The following is a 14,472-nucleotide window of genomic DNA, read 5'->3' as shown; positions in this document are numbered from 1 at the left end:
GATCACCGGGCGCGGGGTGAGCGCGCTCCTGGCGGGCGTCCTGCTCGTGATCGGCGCGAACGTGCTCGCCGCCCCCGCGCTGCTGGCCGTTGCCGTCCTGCTGTTCGGCCTCCTCGTGCTCGCCGCGCTGTTCGTGTTCGCGCCGCGACGACGCGTGCGGGTGAGCCGCACGGTCGAGGCCGACCTGCTGACCGTGGGCGACGACACCACCGTGCGGATGCGGGTCGACGTGCGCACCCTGTTGCGCGCGCCGGCCGGCCGCTGGCGCGACACCCTGCCGCCCGCCGTGGACGGCACGGCCTCGGGACCGTTCCCCGGCGAGAACGCCGAGGGCGTCCCCGGCGGCACCACGATGACGATGGCGTACCCCATCTCAGGAGCGCGCCGCGGGCTCGCCTCCCTCGGGCCGCTGCGGCTGAGCACCACGGATCCGTTCGGCCTGTTCGCCCGAACGGACGAGCTCGGCGACGTGACCCCGATCACGATCGTGCCGGCGGTGCTGCCGCTGCCCCGACTCGCCGACCGTACCGGCCGAGCCGGCGGCACCGCACAGACCTCCTCACACCGCCTCGGCCAGGGAGCGGACAACCTCTCGCCGCGCCGGTACGTCCCGGGCGACTCGATGCGCCGCATCCACTGGCGCGCCACGGCGCATCGCGGCGATCTCATGGTGCGCCAGGAGGAGCAGGAGTCCAGCCCGGACGCCCTCGTCGTGCTGGACCGCGCGGGAACGCGCTGGCAGACCGCCGGCGGCGACACCGACCTGGACGGCTTCGACCGCGCCGTGACCGCCTGCGCGTCGATCGCCGTGCACCTCGTGGATCAGGGGTTCGCCGTCGACGTGGTCGACGCGACGGGGGTGCTCATCGGACGGCTGCGGGGTGCCGAGGATGAGCGCGACGGCCTGCTGGTGGTCCTCGCGGGCACGTCGCCGCGCACCGCCGAGCGCGACCACGGGCTCCCGGCGGCCGCGGAGGGGCATACGGTCGGTCCCCTCGTCGTGATCACCGGCACGATCGACGCGGCAGACGCCGGATCCCTGCCGCACGGCGGCGCCGGCACCCCGATCCTGCTGGCGACCGCGCCGGCGGCCGGTGCGCTGTCCGCAGCCGGAAACCACGGCTGGCACACGGCGATCCTGGGCGACGATCCCGCGGACGCCTGGGCCGACGCGGGTGCGACGAATCCCGGATCCGCCGTCACCGGACTCGCCACGGCCACCGGTACCGCCACGGCCACCGCCACACCGGAGCCGTCGCATGCCCCCTGACGCCAGCGCCTACGCGGGCCCGCCGCGACCGCCGCACCCCGGGGGCGGGCCGGTCGCCGCCGCCCTGCTCACCGCGCTGGGCCTGCTCGCGGCCGTGTGGCCGCTGACCGCGGTGGTGCAGCCGGGGAGCTGGAGCAGCGGAGCCGCGACCACCGGTGCCGCCGTGATCCTGACGGGCGCCGTCGTCCGGCTCCTGGGCCGGCGCGCACCGGCGTGGGTCGCGATCCCGGCGGTCCCCGTGATGCAGCTGATCGTTGGCGCCGTCGCGCTGACCGTATTCACCGCACGCCAGGTCGGCAAAGGGTGGCTGCTGCCGACGTCCGAGGTGTGGCGCGCGATCGATGCGCTCGTCTCCGCGGCGGTGGGCGAGATCCAAGGGGGCGTCGCCCCGCTGGCGTCCTCCCCCGCGCTCGCGGTGTCCATCGCCGTCGTCACAGGACTCATCGCCGTCGTCCTCGACCTCGTGCTGGTGCCGTTGCGGGCGCCGATCATCGCCGCCGTCCTGATCACGGCGCTCGGCACGGTGCCTGCCGTCATCGTGCACCACGGCCTGGACCCGTTGTGGTTCGTCGGGCTCGCCGTCGTGATCCTGCTGTTCCTGCGAGTGCGCTTCACCCCGACCGGCACCGCTGCTTCCCCCCTGGCGGCAGACGGCGGCGTCGCCCCGCGACGCACGAAGCCGGCCGACGCCGCGGCGCGAACCCGTCGCCTGCCGGCCGTCGTCATCGGCTCCCTCGCGGTCGTCGGCGCCCTCGTGGTGTCGCCGCTGCTGCCGCTGTCCGCCTCGGGCATCAGCGCCGGCGGGGGCACCGCGACCCTGAGCGCCACCCTCAACCTGGGGCAGGACCTGCGCCGCCCCTCCCCCGTCACCGCCCTCACCCTCATCACGCAGGACGGCACGCCGCCGTATCTGCGCATCGCGACGCTCAGCCGTTTCGACGGCTCCGCCTGGCAACCGGATCGCCCCTCCACGGTGCCGCTCTCGCAGGGCTTCGGCGAGGTCACCGCCCCGCCCGGCGTCGCCGTGCATGCGACCAGGACCACGATCCGCACCGCCGGGATCGCCGGATCCTGGCTGCCGGTGCCGTATCAGGCCACCGCCGTGCGCGGCGAAGTCGGCAATTGGAGTGCAGCCGCCGACAACCGCACCGTGATCGCGGCCAACGCCGACGCCGCGGGCCAGAACTACACGATCGACACGAAGAGCCTCGTCCCGACCGTGGGCCAGATCCGCGCCGCCACCTCGTCCGGAGCCGACGCCCCGGCGGAACTGCGCGCTCTGCCCGCCGACATGCCCGCGATCATCGCCGAAGAGGCACGGCAAGTGGTCGGTTCCGCGACCACGGACTACGACAGGCTGATCGCGCTGCAGACCTGGTTCCGCGCCGGCTTCCGGTACTCGCTGCAGACGCCGGTGGACGACCGCTTCGACGGCACCAACGTGGAGGCGGTCGCGAAGTTCCTCAGCGTGCGCGAGGGGTACTGCGTGCATTTCGCCGGGGCCTTCGCACTCATGGCGCGCTCTCTGGGCATGCCGACGCGGATCGTCGTGGGCTACCTGCCGGGGACCGCGACCGATCGCCGTTCGGACGACGGCCGCGTCGTCTTCGAGGTGTCGACAGACCAGCTGCACTCCTGGCCCGAGGTGTATTTCGCCGGTCTCGGCTGGGTGCCGTTCGACCCGACGGCGACCCGCGGTGTGCCCACGGCGTTCGCGGAGTCCTCCGGCACGAGCGGTGACACCGACGCCGCTCCGTCGGCCGGTCCGACGCCCGCTCCGACGTCGAGCGGGAACGCGAAGGATCCGAAGAACCTCGACGTGCCCGACGCCGGTGCCGCGGGCACCACGGGACCGTCTCCCCTGGCCGCCGCACCGGTGCTGTGGACCGTGGCGGGCGTGCTCGCGGTGCTGCTGATCCCGGCGCTCGTCCGTAGGGTGCAGTCGCTGCGCAGGCGCGCCGGCGCCGCACGGGGAGACGCGGTCGCCGCGTGGGCCGAATTGCGCGCCACCCTGCAGGACCTGGGGCTCCCGGCCCCGCCGTCGGAGTCGCCGCGCGCCCGCGGCGAGCGCCTGGTGCGCGAGCGCGGCGTGGATCCGGCGGCCGCGGACGCGCTCGTGCGGGCCATCGAGCGCAGCAGCTACGCCCCGGCCGGGTCGGGCTCGGTGGCGCGAGAGGACCTGCGCACCCCGCTCGACGCCCTCCGGCGCGAACTGCGCGAGACCGTGTCCCGCCGCGACCGGCTGGCTGCGGTGTTCACGCCGCGGTCGCTGCTCGGCGTGCGCGTGCTCGCGGCCTCCGCATCCTGACCGCCGGCACAGGGCAGCTGCTCCAGCGGAGCAGCTTGCTTCCGCGGAGCAGCTTCTTCAGCGCTCCGACGCGGTCCTCGGCGTGGTGTGCCTCGCACCGGCCGTCGGCGACGGGGCCGTCGGCGACGCTTCGGCGGAGCCGGAGCCGGAGCCGGATCCGGATCCCGGCCGAGCCGGCTCGGCGACTCCACGACGCCCGTGCCACCAGCGCAGCACATGATCGATGCCGAAGCCGAGGATCACCGCGAACACCACGGCGATGCCCACTCCGAGCAGCGGGTTCTCGTGCACCCACTGCCCGGCGAGGAGGCCGATGGCGAGCGCGTACCCCACCCAGGTGACGCAGGCGAACAGGTCGAACAGGAAGAACCGGCGGTGCGGGTAGCCCGTCTGCCCCGCCATGTAGTTCACGGCGACCCGCCCCCACGGGATGTACCGCGCCGTGAAGATGAGGGCGGCGCCGCGCTTGTCGAGCTCGTACCTGGCCCACTCGAACATCTTGTGCACGCGCGGCCGGCGCATCCACGCCCACCGCTCGGTGCCGATCGTGCGTCCGAGGAGGTACGCCATGTTGTCGCCCGCCACTGCGCCGACGAGCGCGACGAGGCCGAGCACGACCAGGTTCGGCTCCCCGCTGTGCAGCGAGAGGGCGGCGAGCGCGACGAGCGCCGTCTCGCTCGGCAGGATCGTCGCGAAGCCGTCGACGAAGAAGAACACCAGCAGCACCGGGAACAGCCAGAGCTGTCCGGCCGCATGCAGCAGCCAGGTGTTCAGTAGGTCCATGCGCACCACGCTACGTCGCGCACGGACCGCCGTCGTCATCCCTGAGAGTGATGTTCCGAACTGTTCATCCAGCCCGTCATGAGCGGAGCGACGCGTGCTCAGGCCGCGCCGGCGTGCTCCGCGCACGGCACGGCGACGCAGGCCGGGCACACCACCGCCTGGTGGCGGCACGACGGATCGGGGCAGTTCGCGGTGCGGTTCGTGGACGCGCCGCACCCCGCGCACACGCCGATGACCGCCGCGTGGTCGGAGAAGTCCACGGATCCGCGACCGTCGAACACGTACAGGGACCCGTCCCACAGCCCGTCGTCGCCGAAGCGCTCGCCGTAACGGACGATGCCGCCCTCGAGCTGGTAGACCTCGCCGAACCCGCGCGCGGTCATCAGGCTCGACAGCACCTCGCAGCGGATCCCGCCGGTGCAGTAGGTGACGATCGGGCGCCCCTTGAGGTCGTCGTAGGCGCCCGAGTCCAGCAGGCCCACGAAGTCGCGCGTGGTCTCGACCTCGGGCACGATCGCGCCGCGGAACCGGCCGATCTGCGCCTCGAGCGCGTTGCGCCCGTCGAAGAACACCACCTCGTCGCCCCGCTCGGCCACGAGCTCGTGCAGGGCGTCAGGGGTGAGGCGGGTGCCGCCGCCGACCACGCCGTGCTCGTCGACGCGCAGCTCCTCCGGAGCGCCGAACGAGACGATCTCGTCGCGCACCTTGACGCTCAACTTGGGGAAGTCGACGCTGAAGCCGTCGGCGTCGACCGCGGTGCCCTCGCTCCACTTCACGTCGGCGTCGCGGAAGGCCGGGTAGGCACGGAACGACCGCAGCCACTTCTTCACTGCGGGAAGGTCGCCGCCGAGGGTGCCGTTGATGCCGTGCCGGGAGATCAGGATCCGGCCGCGCAGGTGCAGCGCGTCGCACAGGTCGCGCTGCCAGAGCCGGATCGCCTCGGGATCCGGCAGGGGCGCGAAGGCGTAGAACAGCACGATCTTCGGGGTGGGCACCCAGAGATCCTAGTTCGCCCTCAGATGCGTCGGCGGCGCCCGCGTCCGGGGTGGACGTCGTGGATCACGCGTCCTCGTGCACGGCCGACCGCCGCCGCGCCCATGCGCCGGCCGACTCGCTGGACAGAGCGAGCAGCGCGAGGCACTGCAGCGACGCCGACAGCAGCGTGCCGTTGACGGCGAGCACGGCCCGGCCGTCGAGGTAGTCGATCGCCGTCGAGAGCACGCCGATCGCAAGGAGCACCATGAGCACCGCGCGCGAGCGCCGGCCGCGCCGCAGCACCGCCCAGGCCATGAGCAGCTGTGCGAACGACACGAGAGCCCCGAATCCGATCGCCACGAGCAGCACGGTCGCCTCGTCCGAGGGCCCGTCGGTGAGGATGCGACGGGCATCGGGGTCGGTCAGCACTCCGACGACCAGCCCGACCAGGTCGACCAGCGCACCCAGCACCACGACGCCCACGGCGAAGAAGGTCGCGAGCGGCGCGCGTCGGATGGAGCGCTCCGCCGTGGTGCGGAGCGACTCGCCGTGGCCCTCGCGGGCGCGATGCCGCACCGGGTCCAGGGCCGAGCCGGAGTCCGCGGCGTACGCGGCGCCCGCAGCCGGAACGGCCCCGGGGTCGGCGGCGCGGTCGGCGGCGACCGCCTCCGCCGGCTCCGCCGCGCCCGGCACGGACACCCGGGTCACGTCGAGGATCGGCAGGTGCCCGTCCGTGATGAAGCGGTCGCCGCCGCCGTTGCGGGAGTGGTACCCGGTGGTGAAGTCGCGCAGGTCGCGCACCCGCACCGCCGGATCCGCGCCACGCGCACTCTGCACCACGAAGTCGCGTTCGATGTCGGTGTTCTCGTCGATGCGGTGCGTCACCTGCAGGGTGAACAGGCTCAGACCCACGTCCGTGTCGTAGGTGCCGGCGCCGAGCCAGTCGGCCCGCGCGCCGCCGGGCAGCAGCCAGCCGGGCGGAGTGTGCCAGAACCGTACGTGGTGCCGCTGCTTCGGGTTGCCGGCGACCTCCTGCTGATACGCGACATCGTGACGGCGGCCGAACAGCATCAGCGGCGACACCGGCGCCGTCGGGTAGCTGCGCCGGGTGAGCGTGGAGACGATGATCCCCCAGGTCGACGCGGCGGTGATCTCGTCGGCACGATGCCAGCCGGCTCGTGTCATCACCTCATCCAGCTGCTCCGCCGTGCCGTCGACGCCCAGGTTGACCGGATCCCCGAGCAGGCCGTCGGCGGTGCGGGTGCGCCCGAAGAAGTAGTCCGGCACGTAGAGATCGGACAGCATCCGGTGCAGACGCGGGAGCACGAGGTAGGCCATGATCGCCCACACCGGCACGAACAGCAGCACCGACCAGGCGTAGCGGAACGTCTGCAGCGAGATGATCACCGCGAGCCACACGGCGGACGCCGTCCCCACCAGGAAGGCGATCCGGTCGACGACCGTGGATGACGGCAGCGGCTGCTGCATCCGCAGCGCCCAGCGCCGCCGCGACGGATGCTGCCCGTCGGCGTGCTCTGGGTCGATGCCGGTCACGGTGGCTCTCCTTCGCGGTCGTCCTCATCCTGGCACGGGCGGCCGCCTCGCGCGCGGGGGCTGAGGGCCTGGTCCGGACCAGCCTTCGGGATCCGATAGACTGATCAGGTTGTCCTCCTGGTGACGTGTCCGAGCGGCCGAAGGAGCACGCTTGGAAAGCGTGTGTTGTGCAAGCAACCGCGGGTTCGAATCCCGCCGTCACCGCCAGGCAGAAGGCCCCGCCTCCCCGAGAAACACGGGAGGCGGGGCCTTCGTCATGAGCCGGCGGCTATTCGATGAGCGCCTCCGCGACCTGGGACAGATGTCGGGACAGCATCTCCCGCGCGGTCTCGGCCGATCCCGAAGCGATCGCCTCGACGATCTGCGCGTGCTCTTCGTCCGACGAGGACTGCCTCGCCTTGGTGATGTTGAGGAACTCCGACTGAGGATCCAGCGCCTGCCGCAGCGAATCGACCATCGCCGCGAGCACCGGGTTGCCGCTGGCCTCCGCGATCAGGCGGTGAAGGTCCCCGTCCAGGCGGACCCACGTCCGCAGGTCCGCCGTGTGGCGCATCCGGTCGACGAGGGAGCGCATCCGCTCGAGCTGCTCGGGCGTGCGACGCTCGGCGGCGTAGCCCGCAGCGGGGATCTCGATGTGCGGCCGCGCTTCGATCAGGTCGACCGCCGCATAGCCGCCGAACGTGAGCTTCGGCCGAGGGCTCTTCGCGCGGACGTATGTGCCGCTGCCGGTCAGCGTCTCGGTCAGCCCGAGGGTCGCACACGCCCCGAGCGCTTCGCGGAGGATCGCGCGGCTCACCCCGAACCGCTTCGCCAGCTCGACCTCTCCGGGAAGACGGTCGCCGACCGCCACGCCGTCGCTCGCGATGAGGGCCAGCAATGCCTGGAACGTCGCCTCCGCAGCGCTCACACGCTTGATCGGGGTGACGGGAACTGCGTCGTCGAGCACGATCTCCCCCAGCTCTTCGGGAAGCCCCAGCATACCGGCGGCCCGCCGCTGCCCCGGCGGGCTGTTGCGACCACCGTTTCCGCACTCTAAGCTGTCCGACAGCTAGACAGAATTGCCATCAATGGTGAGGGAAAGGTTCGAGGTGACGCGGAACAACGACGTTCAGGTCGACAACGGGATGCAGGAAGCCGTCGCCGACATCGGCGACCAGGGGTATCGGAAAGCGCTCAAGCGCCGGCACATGAACATGATCGCCATCGGCGGGTCGATCGGAACGGGCCTGTTCCTGGGAGCCAGCGGTCGCATGGCGATCGCCGGCCCGTCACTGGCGGTGGTCTACATCGTCTGCGGCCTGTTCGCCTTCATCGTCGTCAGGGCGCTGGGCGAGCTGGTGATGTACCGGCCGTCATCGGGCGCGTTCGTCTCGTACGCGCGCGAGTTCATGGGTGAGAAGGGCGCCTTCACGGTCGGCTGGCTGTTCTTCCTCGACTGGGGCACGACGGTCATCGCCGACATCACGGCGATCGCTCTCTACACCCACTTCTGGTCGTTCTTCACGCCGATCCCGCAATGGGTCATCGCGCTGGCCGCGCTCCTGATCGTCATGGCGATGAATGTCACCTCGGCGGTCCTGTTCGGCGAGCTCGAGTACTGGTTCGCGCTCGTCAAGGTGGGCGCGATCGTGCTGTTCGGCATCCTCGGCGTCTTCCTCATCGTCACCCAGACCCCCATTCACGGGCACCGGCCCGGCCTCGCCATGATCGCGGACAACGGCGGGTTCTTCCCGATGGGCATCGGCGCCATGTTCGTGATCGCGCTCGGCGTCGTCTTCGCCTACGGCGGCACCGAGATGGTCGGGGTCGCCGCAGGCGAAGCCAAGGACGCGCGCTCCGTCGTCCCCCGCGCGGTCAACTCGATCATGTGGCGCATCATGCTCTTCTACGCGGGTTCCGTCGTGCTCTTCACCCTCTTGATGCCCTGGAACGCGTACAAGGCGAACGAGAGCCCGTTCGTGACCGTCATGAGCGCCATCGGGATCCCGCACGCCGGCGACATCATGAACCTCGTCGTCCTCACCGCTGCCATGTCCAGTCTGAACGCGGGTCTCTACTCCACCGGCCGGACGCTCCGATCGCTCGCGATGGCCGGAACGGGCCCGAAGTTCGCCCGGCGGATGAACAAGGCGGGCGTGCCCTACGGCGGGATCCTGATCACCACCGGCCTGGGCGTGATCGGCGTGTTCCTGAACATGGTGGTCCCCGGACAGGTGTTCGAGATCGTGCTCAACCTCGCCGGGCTCGGGATCGTCGGCGTCTGGGCGTCGATCATCGTCTGCCATTGGCTGTTCATCCGGAAGATGAAGCGGGAGGGACGGGAGCGCCCTGCCTTCCGGCTGCCCTGGGCCCCCGTGACCAACGGCATCACCTTGGGCTTCCTGGCGCTGGTGGTGCTGCTGATGGCCCTCGACCAGGGGGTCGGCCGCATCACGCTCATCGCGTTCGTCGCCGTGATCGTGCTGCTGGTGGTCGGCTGGTACGCCGTCCGAGGGCGGGTCGACGCGCAGGCGCTCACGACTGCGATCGAGGTGCCGGACAGCCCCGACCGGGCCGTCGTGCGGGAAGGTGCGGATGCGGATGACTGAGCCGGCACGGAGCGGCGGCGGACTCCTCACGCTCGATGGATCCGCACCCGCGGGCCCGCTCGCGATCCTCTACACGGGGGGCACGTTCGGCATGGTGCCGTCCTCTCGGGGCCTGGTGCCCAACCCGCGCCTGCGGAACGAGATCGAAGCGCTCATGGCCGTCGTCCGCCCGCGCGGAAGGCGGGCGGTCGACTGGACCTACTCCGAGACGGCGCAGGCGGTCGACAGCGCCGAGCTGGACTGCGACGCGCTCGGTCGGCTGGCGGACCAGATCCGGGAGATCATCGTCAGGGATGATCCACGCGCGGTCGTCGTGATCCACGGCAGCGACACCCTTGCCTACAGCGCCTCCTTCGTCGCCTTCGCCCTCGCCGATCTGTCGACGCCGATCGTGTTCACCGGCTCTCAGCGCCCGATCGGCTTCGAGCACACGGACGCGACCGAGAACTTCGCGCTCGCGGTCGCCTCGGCCGACGGCACCGATGCGAACGGCGTGCACATCGCATTCGGCGGGCGCCTCCTGCCCGCCATCCGTGCGACCAAGCGCTCGACCGAGAGTCCTCAGGCGTTCGCGGCCCCGCGGCCGCTCGCGGGCGAACCGGTCGGAGTGGACCGGCGCGTCGCAACGGCTCTGCGCCGCGCCGCAGGCAGCCCCGCCCCCAGAACAGGGCTCGTCAAGGTCGTCCCGGGAGTGAATGCGGCGCAGCTCGTCGCCGTGATGAACGAATGCCCGACCGGGATCGTCCTCGAGTGCTACGGATCCGGCACCGCACCGATGGCGAGCGGCGGGCTCGGCGCCGCGATCCGCGCGGCGACCGAGCGGGACACGGTCGTGCTCGCGGTGACGCAGTGCGAGGACGGGCCGGTGACGCTCGACCGTTACGCGGTCGGATCCGCTCTGGCCGAGGCCGGCGCGATCGGGGCCGGCGACATGACGAGCGAAGCCGCACTCGGAAAACTGGGCGCCCTGGCGCGTGCCGGGTTCACCGGTGCCGAGCTCAGGGAGCTTCTCGGAAGGAACCTGCTCGGGGAGCGCCGAGGATGAGACGCCCCGCGGCGAGGCAGGACGGACATGCGCGACCGTCGGTCTCGGCGCGAGGGATCAGACGCGGTGTGCGGCGGACGGGATGTCGGGGGATCTCCCGCCCGCCGCGCACCGCCATCGCCTCAGGCCGCGGAGCTGCCGCGGATCCTCAGCTCTGCGCGCCGGGGATCCGGATGCCGTAGGTCGTGCTGCCCTCCCCGGAGGCGAGCTGCGTGAAGCCGAGCCGCTCGTAGAACGCGCCGGCGGCGGCGTTGTCCGCATTCATGGAGAGGTGCAGCGCCGGCACGCCGCGGCGGCCGAGTTCGGCGAGCAGCGTGTCGATCAAGCGCCGCCCGAGGCCCTGACCCTGGGTCTCCGGCAGCAGGTCGATGTGCAGGTGCGCCGGGTAGTCGCGGACGATCGCGTCGTCGCGGGGCGCCTGCCGGTCGCCGTAGGCGAGGAACCGGTCCTGCGCGGTGGGCTCCGGCGCACCGGAGGGACGGTAGCGGTCGCGACGCGACGGCCACCATTCGTCGCGGAACCAGGCGGCGAACGGGTTCGTGTCGTCCGTGGCGACCACATACCCGATCACGCGACCGTCCTCGGCCTCCACCACCCAGCACAGTCCCGGATCCCGCAGCGCGTACGGCACGGCGAACAGGTCGCCCCAGAGAGCGTCGTCGGACAGCATGCCGGTGGCGTCGCCGCCGACGTCGGCCGTCTTCACGCACACGTCGTAGAGGCCCTCGACGTCTTCGGAGCGGAACGGTCGGATGCGTGCCACGGAGTGCCCTTCGATCGGCGCCCCTCGATCGCTGAATGACCGGGGACCTGCGGATCTGTTCAGCCTAGCGAGGCGGATCCGCGCTCCTGCCGCCCGGCGCCTCGAGCTCGGCCGGCAGCCATACCCAGCGCCACAGCACCGCGGCGACGAGCAGGGCCGCGCCGGCGCCGATCAGCGCGCCGCCCACGGTGTCGCTGAACCAGTGCACGCTGAGCACGGTCCGCGAGAAGCCCATCGCCATCGTCCACACCGCGCCGCCGATGGCGACCCACAGCGTCGGGAACAGCAGCCACAGCACGACCGCGAAGGTCGCGGCGTGTGCGGTGTGCCCCGAGGGGAAGGATCCGAAATCCGAGGCGATCAGGAGGTCTTGCGGACGATCGCGCCCCAGCGCCTTCTTGACCAGCTGCACCAGGCCCGCGCTGGCCAGGAACACGATGAGGGAGAACAGCGCGCCGCGCCAGCCGCGCGCGATCCAGGCCAGCGCGGCGACCAGCAGCGGCGTGAGGATCGTCGCGACCCACCCGCCGCCGAGCACGTTCATCACCAGGGCCGAGCCCGTCAGCACCGGGTTGCGCCACTCGACCATCTCGAGGTTCCACGCGTCGTCCAGGGCGACGATGAGGTGCGGCGCGGTGGCGAGCACCACGGCCGTCGCCAGCGCCACCCCCACGCCGAGGAGGCCGAGGAGCAGAGCCAGCCGACGCGTCATCCGGCCATTCTCCCCCGGATCCGGTCCCTGAGCCCGTCGCAGGACCCGGATCCGGGGCGCGGACGCGGAACGGGGTGCGATCGACCAGACCGCACCCCGTTCCCGATCCGGTCCCTGAGCCTGTCGAAGGGCCCGGATCCGGACCACGTCGCTTCGACAGGCTCAGCGACCGAGGTCTCGCCCCTCAGCCCTTCGTCGCGCCGGCCAGCAGGCCGCGCACGAAGAAGCGCTGCAGCGCGAAGAACACGATCAGCGGGACGATGATCGAGATGAACGTTCCCGCCGACTGCAGGAACCACTTGTCGCCCCAGGATCCCGACAGCGAGTTCAGCGTCTGCGTCAGAGGCAGCGACGACTCGGGGGCGAAGATCGTGGCGACCAGCAGGTCGTTCCACACCCAGAGGAACTGGAAGATCGCGAAGGACGCGATGGCCGGCATCGCCAGCGGCAGGATGATGCTGAAGAAGATCTGCCCGTGACCGGCGCCGTCCACGCGCGCGGCCTCGACGACCTCGCCGGGGATCTCGGCGATGAAGTTGTGCAGCATGAAGATCGCCAGCGGCATGGCGAAGATCGCATGCGCGATCCACACCGTCGCGAAGCTGTGATCCACGTCGCGCAGCTCCAGGCCGGGGAAGATCTGCGTGCCGAACAGCGTCAGGCCGCGCGAGAACAGCGAGAGCAGCGGCACCAGAGCCATCTGGATGGGCACGATCTGCAGCGCGAACACGAAGACGAACACGAGGTTCTTACCGGTGAAGTTCATCCACGCGAAGCCGTAGGCGGCGAGCGACGCGATGAAGATCGGCACGATCGTGGCCGGGATCGTGATGGCCAGCGAGTTGATGAACGACGCCCCCAGCGTCAGCGCGGTGCCGCCCGAGGTGAGGGCGTCGGCGTAGTTGCTGAGCGTGAACGAGGGGTCGACGAACACCGTCCACCAGCCCGTGCTGTTGGAATCGGCGCCGGGACGGAACGAGGTGACGAAGAGCCCGAACGTCGGGATCGTCCAGAAGATCGCGATGATCACCGCCGCGATCGTGGCGCCCTTCGATGTGAGGCGCTTCTGCGCGGTCGCCTCGTGACGGCGGGTGTCCCGCGCGACCTGGCGCTTGTTGCGGTTGTCGGTGACGATCGCCTGGGTCGCACTCATCAGCGGATCTCCCTCTGCTTGGCCATCTGCCGGGCGTTGTAGATGATCAGCGGCAGCACGAACAGGAACAGCACCACGGCCAGTGCGGACGAGTGCCCGTAGCTCTGGAACCGCTGCTGCTGGTTGACCATCTCGAAGCCGAGCACGGTGCTGTTCGCCCGGCCGCCGGTCATCACGGCCACGATGTCGTAGACCTTCAGCGAGGCGATCGTGATCGTGGTCAGCACGACGATGAGCGAGGAGCGGATCCCCGGCACCGTCACGTTGCGGAACCTCTCCCAGGCGTTCGCGCCGTCGAGCGCCGCGGCCTCGATCTGCTCGGTCGGCACCGCCTTGATCGCCGCCGACAGGATCACCATCGCGAATCCGGTCTGCGTCCAGATGAAGACGATGAGGAGGCAGATCGTGTTCACGAGCGGCGTGGTGTCCAGCCAGCCGATCGGCTTGCCGCCGAACATCGTCACGATGGCGTTCAGCAGACCGATCTGGTCGCCCTGCCGGTAGTCGTAGATGAACTTCCAGATGATGCCCGCACCGACGAACGAGATCGCCACCGGCATGAAGACGAAGACCTTGAGGATCTTCTCGCCGCGGGCGCGGTCGATGAACACGGCGTAGGCGAGGCCGAAGATCGTCGACACGATCGGAGCGATGAGCGCCCAGATCAGCGTGTTGATCACGGACCAGAAGCCCTCCGGGTTCGTGAAGACCCACTGGTAATTCTCCAGGGCGACGAAGTCCTTGCCGGTCTTGTCGAAGAACGACTGGATCACCGTGCTCACCGCGGGGTAGATCAGGCCGATGAGCAGCAGCGCGGCGGCCGGCGCCATGAAGAGCACGAGCTGCAGCTTGTAGCCGGCTCCCTCCCGCGCCCGGAAGTCGGCGAAGAACAGCATGCCGCCGGCGAGGAGCGCGATGATCATGACGTAGACCACGGCGTGCTGGTACGGCCGCAGCAGCATGAACGCGAGCACCGGGATCACGAAGCACGCGACCAGGCGCAGCCAGAAGAAGCCCTTGCCGTGTCGCGGCGCGTACTCGATGAGCAGCAGCAGGATCCCGGCGACCACCGCGAAAGCGACCAGCACGATCGGGATCTGCAGCAGCGGATTGAGACCGCCGATCCAGACGAAGAAGCTCTTCAGCGAGAAGCCGAGGCTGGTGGGCACCGGCGTCTCGGGTTCGGGGCTGACCAGCAGCGCGAGGAAGACGCCGACGATCGCGACGGCTCCGATGGCCATGCCTCCGATCGTGACCGATCGGGAGGCGGTGGTGCGCCCGGAGGTGCGGGCTGGGGTCGCCTTGGGTGGCGACATCGTGG

At 71.0% G+C, this 14,472-nt stretch carries 12 protein-coding genes and 1 tRNA gene; 5 read left to right on the top strand and 8 right to left on the bottom strand.

The annotated features are described in order from the left end of the window. The first annotated feature begins 16 nt into the window (after nt 1-16). Both AERO9AM_RS05385 and AERO9AM_RS05380 read left to right on the top strand, forming a co-directional pair. Nucleotides 17-1,270, top strand: coding sequence for a DUF58 domain-containing protein (locus tag AERO9AM_RS05385; RefSeq protein WP_236602496.1), 1,254 nt, complete (start codon nt 17-19; stop codon nt 1,268-1,270). Next, the gene (locus AERO9AM_RS05380) at nt 1,260-3,578 is read left to right on the top strand and encodes a transglutaminase TgpA family protein (RefSeq protein ID WP_159575218.1); all 2,319 of its coding nucleotides are present in this window, start codon (nt 1,260-1,262) and stop codon (nt 3,576-3,578) included. The genes AERO9AM_RS05385 and AERO9AM_RS05380 overlap by 11 nt, the downstream gene beginning before the upstream one ends. Nucleotides 3,579-3,635: 57 nt before the next feature. On the opposite strand, the gene AERO9AM_RS05375 is transcribed toward AERO9AM_RS05380, so the two are convergent. The 3 genes from AERO9AM_RS05375 to AERO9AM_RS05365 form a co-directional block, all read right to left on the bottom strand. Then, entirely contained in the window at nt 3,636-4,361 is a 726-nt protein-coding gene (locus AERO9AM_RS05375; protein WP_159575217.1) for a DedA family protein, read from the bottom strand. Between the two features lie 98 nt (nt 4,362-4,459). Beyond that, on the bottom strand, nt 4,460-5,356 hold the full coding sequence (trhO, locus tag AERO9AM_RS05370) for an oxygen-dependent tRNA uridine(34) hydroxylase TrhO (protein WP_159575216.1): 897 nt from the start codon (nt 5,354-5,356) through the stop codon (nt 4,460-4,462). Nucleotides 5,357-5,420: 64 nt separating this feature from the next. Further along, nucleotides 5,421-6,890 (bottom strand): LssY C-terminal domain-containing protein, encoded by a 1,470-nt coding sequence (locus AERO9AM_RS05365; RefSeq protein WP_236602495.1) that lies wholly within the window; start codon nt 6,888-6,890, stop codon nt 5,421-5,423. Nucleotides 6,891-7,009: 119 nt separating this feature from the next. On the opposite strand from AERO9AM_RS05365, the gene AERO9AM_RS05360 reads away from it, so the two are divergent. Continuing rightward, nucleotides 7,010-7,097: transfer RNA gene (locus AERO9AM_RS05360), tRNA-Ser, on the top strand. A gap of 61 nt (nt 7,098-7,158) precedes the next feature. Here AERO9AM_RS05360 and AERO9AM_RS05355 read toward each other — a convergent pair. Further along, nucleotides 7,159-7,869, bottom strand: coding sequence for a FadR/GntR family transcriptional regulator (locus tag AERO9AM_RS05355; RefSeq protein WP_159575215.1), 711 nt, complete (start codon nt 7,867-7,869; stop codon nt 7,159-7,161). A 109-nt stretch (nt 7,870-7,978) separates the two neighbouring features. Here AERO9AM_RS05355 and AERO9AM_RS05350 point away from each other — a divergent pair, with 109 nt between their 5' ends. Both AERO9AM_RS05350 and AERO9AM_RS05345 read left to right on the top strand, forming a co-directional pair. Further along, on the top strand, nt 7,979-9,478 hold the full coding sequence (locus tag AERO9AM_RS05350) for an amino acid permease (protein ID WP_236602494.1): 1,500 nt from the start codon (nt 7,979-7,981) through the stop codon (nt 9,476-9,478). Beyond that, nucleotides 9,471-10,523: an asparaginase gene (locus AERO9AM_RS05345; protein ID WP_159575214.1), complete on the top strand. Its 1,053-nt coding sequence runs from the start codon at nt 9,471-9,473 to the stop codon at nt 10,521-10,523. Before AERO9AM_RS05350 ends, AERO9AM_RS05345 begins: the two co-directional genes overlap by 8 nt. Before the next feature lie 148 nt (nt 10,524-10,671). Here AERO9AM_RS05345 and AERO9AM_RS05340 read toward each other — a convergent pair whose 3' ends face one another. The 4 genes from AERO9AM_RS05340 to AERO9AM_RS05325 all read right to left on the bottom strand — a co-directional run bounded on the left by AERO9AM_RS05340 (nt 10,672) and on the right by AERO9AM_RS05325 (nt 14,392). Continuing rightward, nucleotides 10,672-11,286, bottom strand: coding sequence for a GNAT family N-acetyltransferase (locus tag AERO9AM_RS05340; RefSeq protein WP_159575213.1), 615 nt, complete (start codon nt 11,284-11,286; stop codon nt 10,672-10,674). Nucleotides 11,287-11,350: 64 nt separating this feature from the next. After that, nucleotides 11,351-11,998 carry a phosphatase PAP2 family protein gene (locus AERO9AM_RS05335; RefSeq protein WP_159575212.1) on the bottom strand — a complete coding sequence of 216 codons (648 nt, stop codon included), beginning with the start codon at nt 11,996-11,998 and terminating at the stop codon, nt 11,351-11,353. 184 nt (nt 11,999-12,182) lie between these two features. Continuing rightward, nucleotides 12,183-13,151 (bottom strand): carbohydrate ABC transporter permease, encoded by a 969-nt coding sequence (locus AERO9AM_RS05330; RefSeq protein WP_159575211.1) that lies wholly within the window; start codon nt 13,149-13,151, stop codon nt 12,183-12,185. Next, complete coding sequence (locus AERO9AM_RS05325; protein WP_236602493.1) at nt 13,151-14,392, bottom strand: carbohydrate ABC transporter permease; 1,242 nt, start codon at nt 14,390-14,392, stop codon at nt 13,151-13,153. Before AERO9AM_RS05325 ends, AERO9AM_RS05330 begins: the two co-directional genes overlap by 1 nt. Nucleotides 14,393-14,472: the final 80 nt, after the last annotated feature.

Origin of the sequence: Microbacterium sp. 8M (assembly GCF_902506375.1) — a bacterium.
GTDB lineage: Bacteria > Actinomycetota > Actinomycetes > Actinomycetales > Microbacteriaceae > Microbacterium.
This window is presented reverse-complemented; position numbering and strand designations above follow the sequence as displayed.

What these genes read in the sequence shown, in the direction of transcription:
- AERO9AM_RS05380 (WP_159575218.1), top strand. Translation starts at nt 1,260, where the DNA reads ATGCCCCCTGACGCCAGCGCCTACGCGGGCCCGCCGCGACCGCCGCAC.
- AERO9AM_RS05375 (WP_159575217.1), bottom strand. Translation starts at nt 4,361, where the DNA reads ATGGACCTACTGAACACCTGGCTGCTGCATGCGGCCGGACAGCTCTGG.
- AERO9AM_RS05355 (WP_159575215.1), bottom strand. Translation starts at nt 7,869, where the DNA reads ATGCTGGGGCTTCCCGAAGAGCTGGGGGAGATCGTGCTCGACGACGCA.
- AERO9AM_RS05345 (WP_159575214.1), top strand. Translation starts at nt 9,471, where the DNA reads ATGACTGAGCCGGCACGGAGCGGCGGCGGACTCCTCACGCTCGATGGA.
- AERO9AM_RS05335 (WP_159575212.1), bottom strand. Translation starts at nt 11,998, where the DNA reads ATGACGCGTCGGCTGGCTCTGCTCCTCGGCCTCCTCGGCGTGGGGGTG.
- AERO9AM_RS05330 (WP_159575211.1), bottom strand. Translation starts at nt 13,151, where the DNA reads ATGAGTGCGACCCAGGCGATCGTCACCGACAACCGCAACAAGCGCCAG.
- AERO9AM_RS05325 (WP_236602493.1), bottom strand. Translation starts at nt 14,392, where the DNA reads ATGGCCATCGGAGCCGTCGCGATCGTCGGCGTCTTCCTCGCGCTGCTG.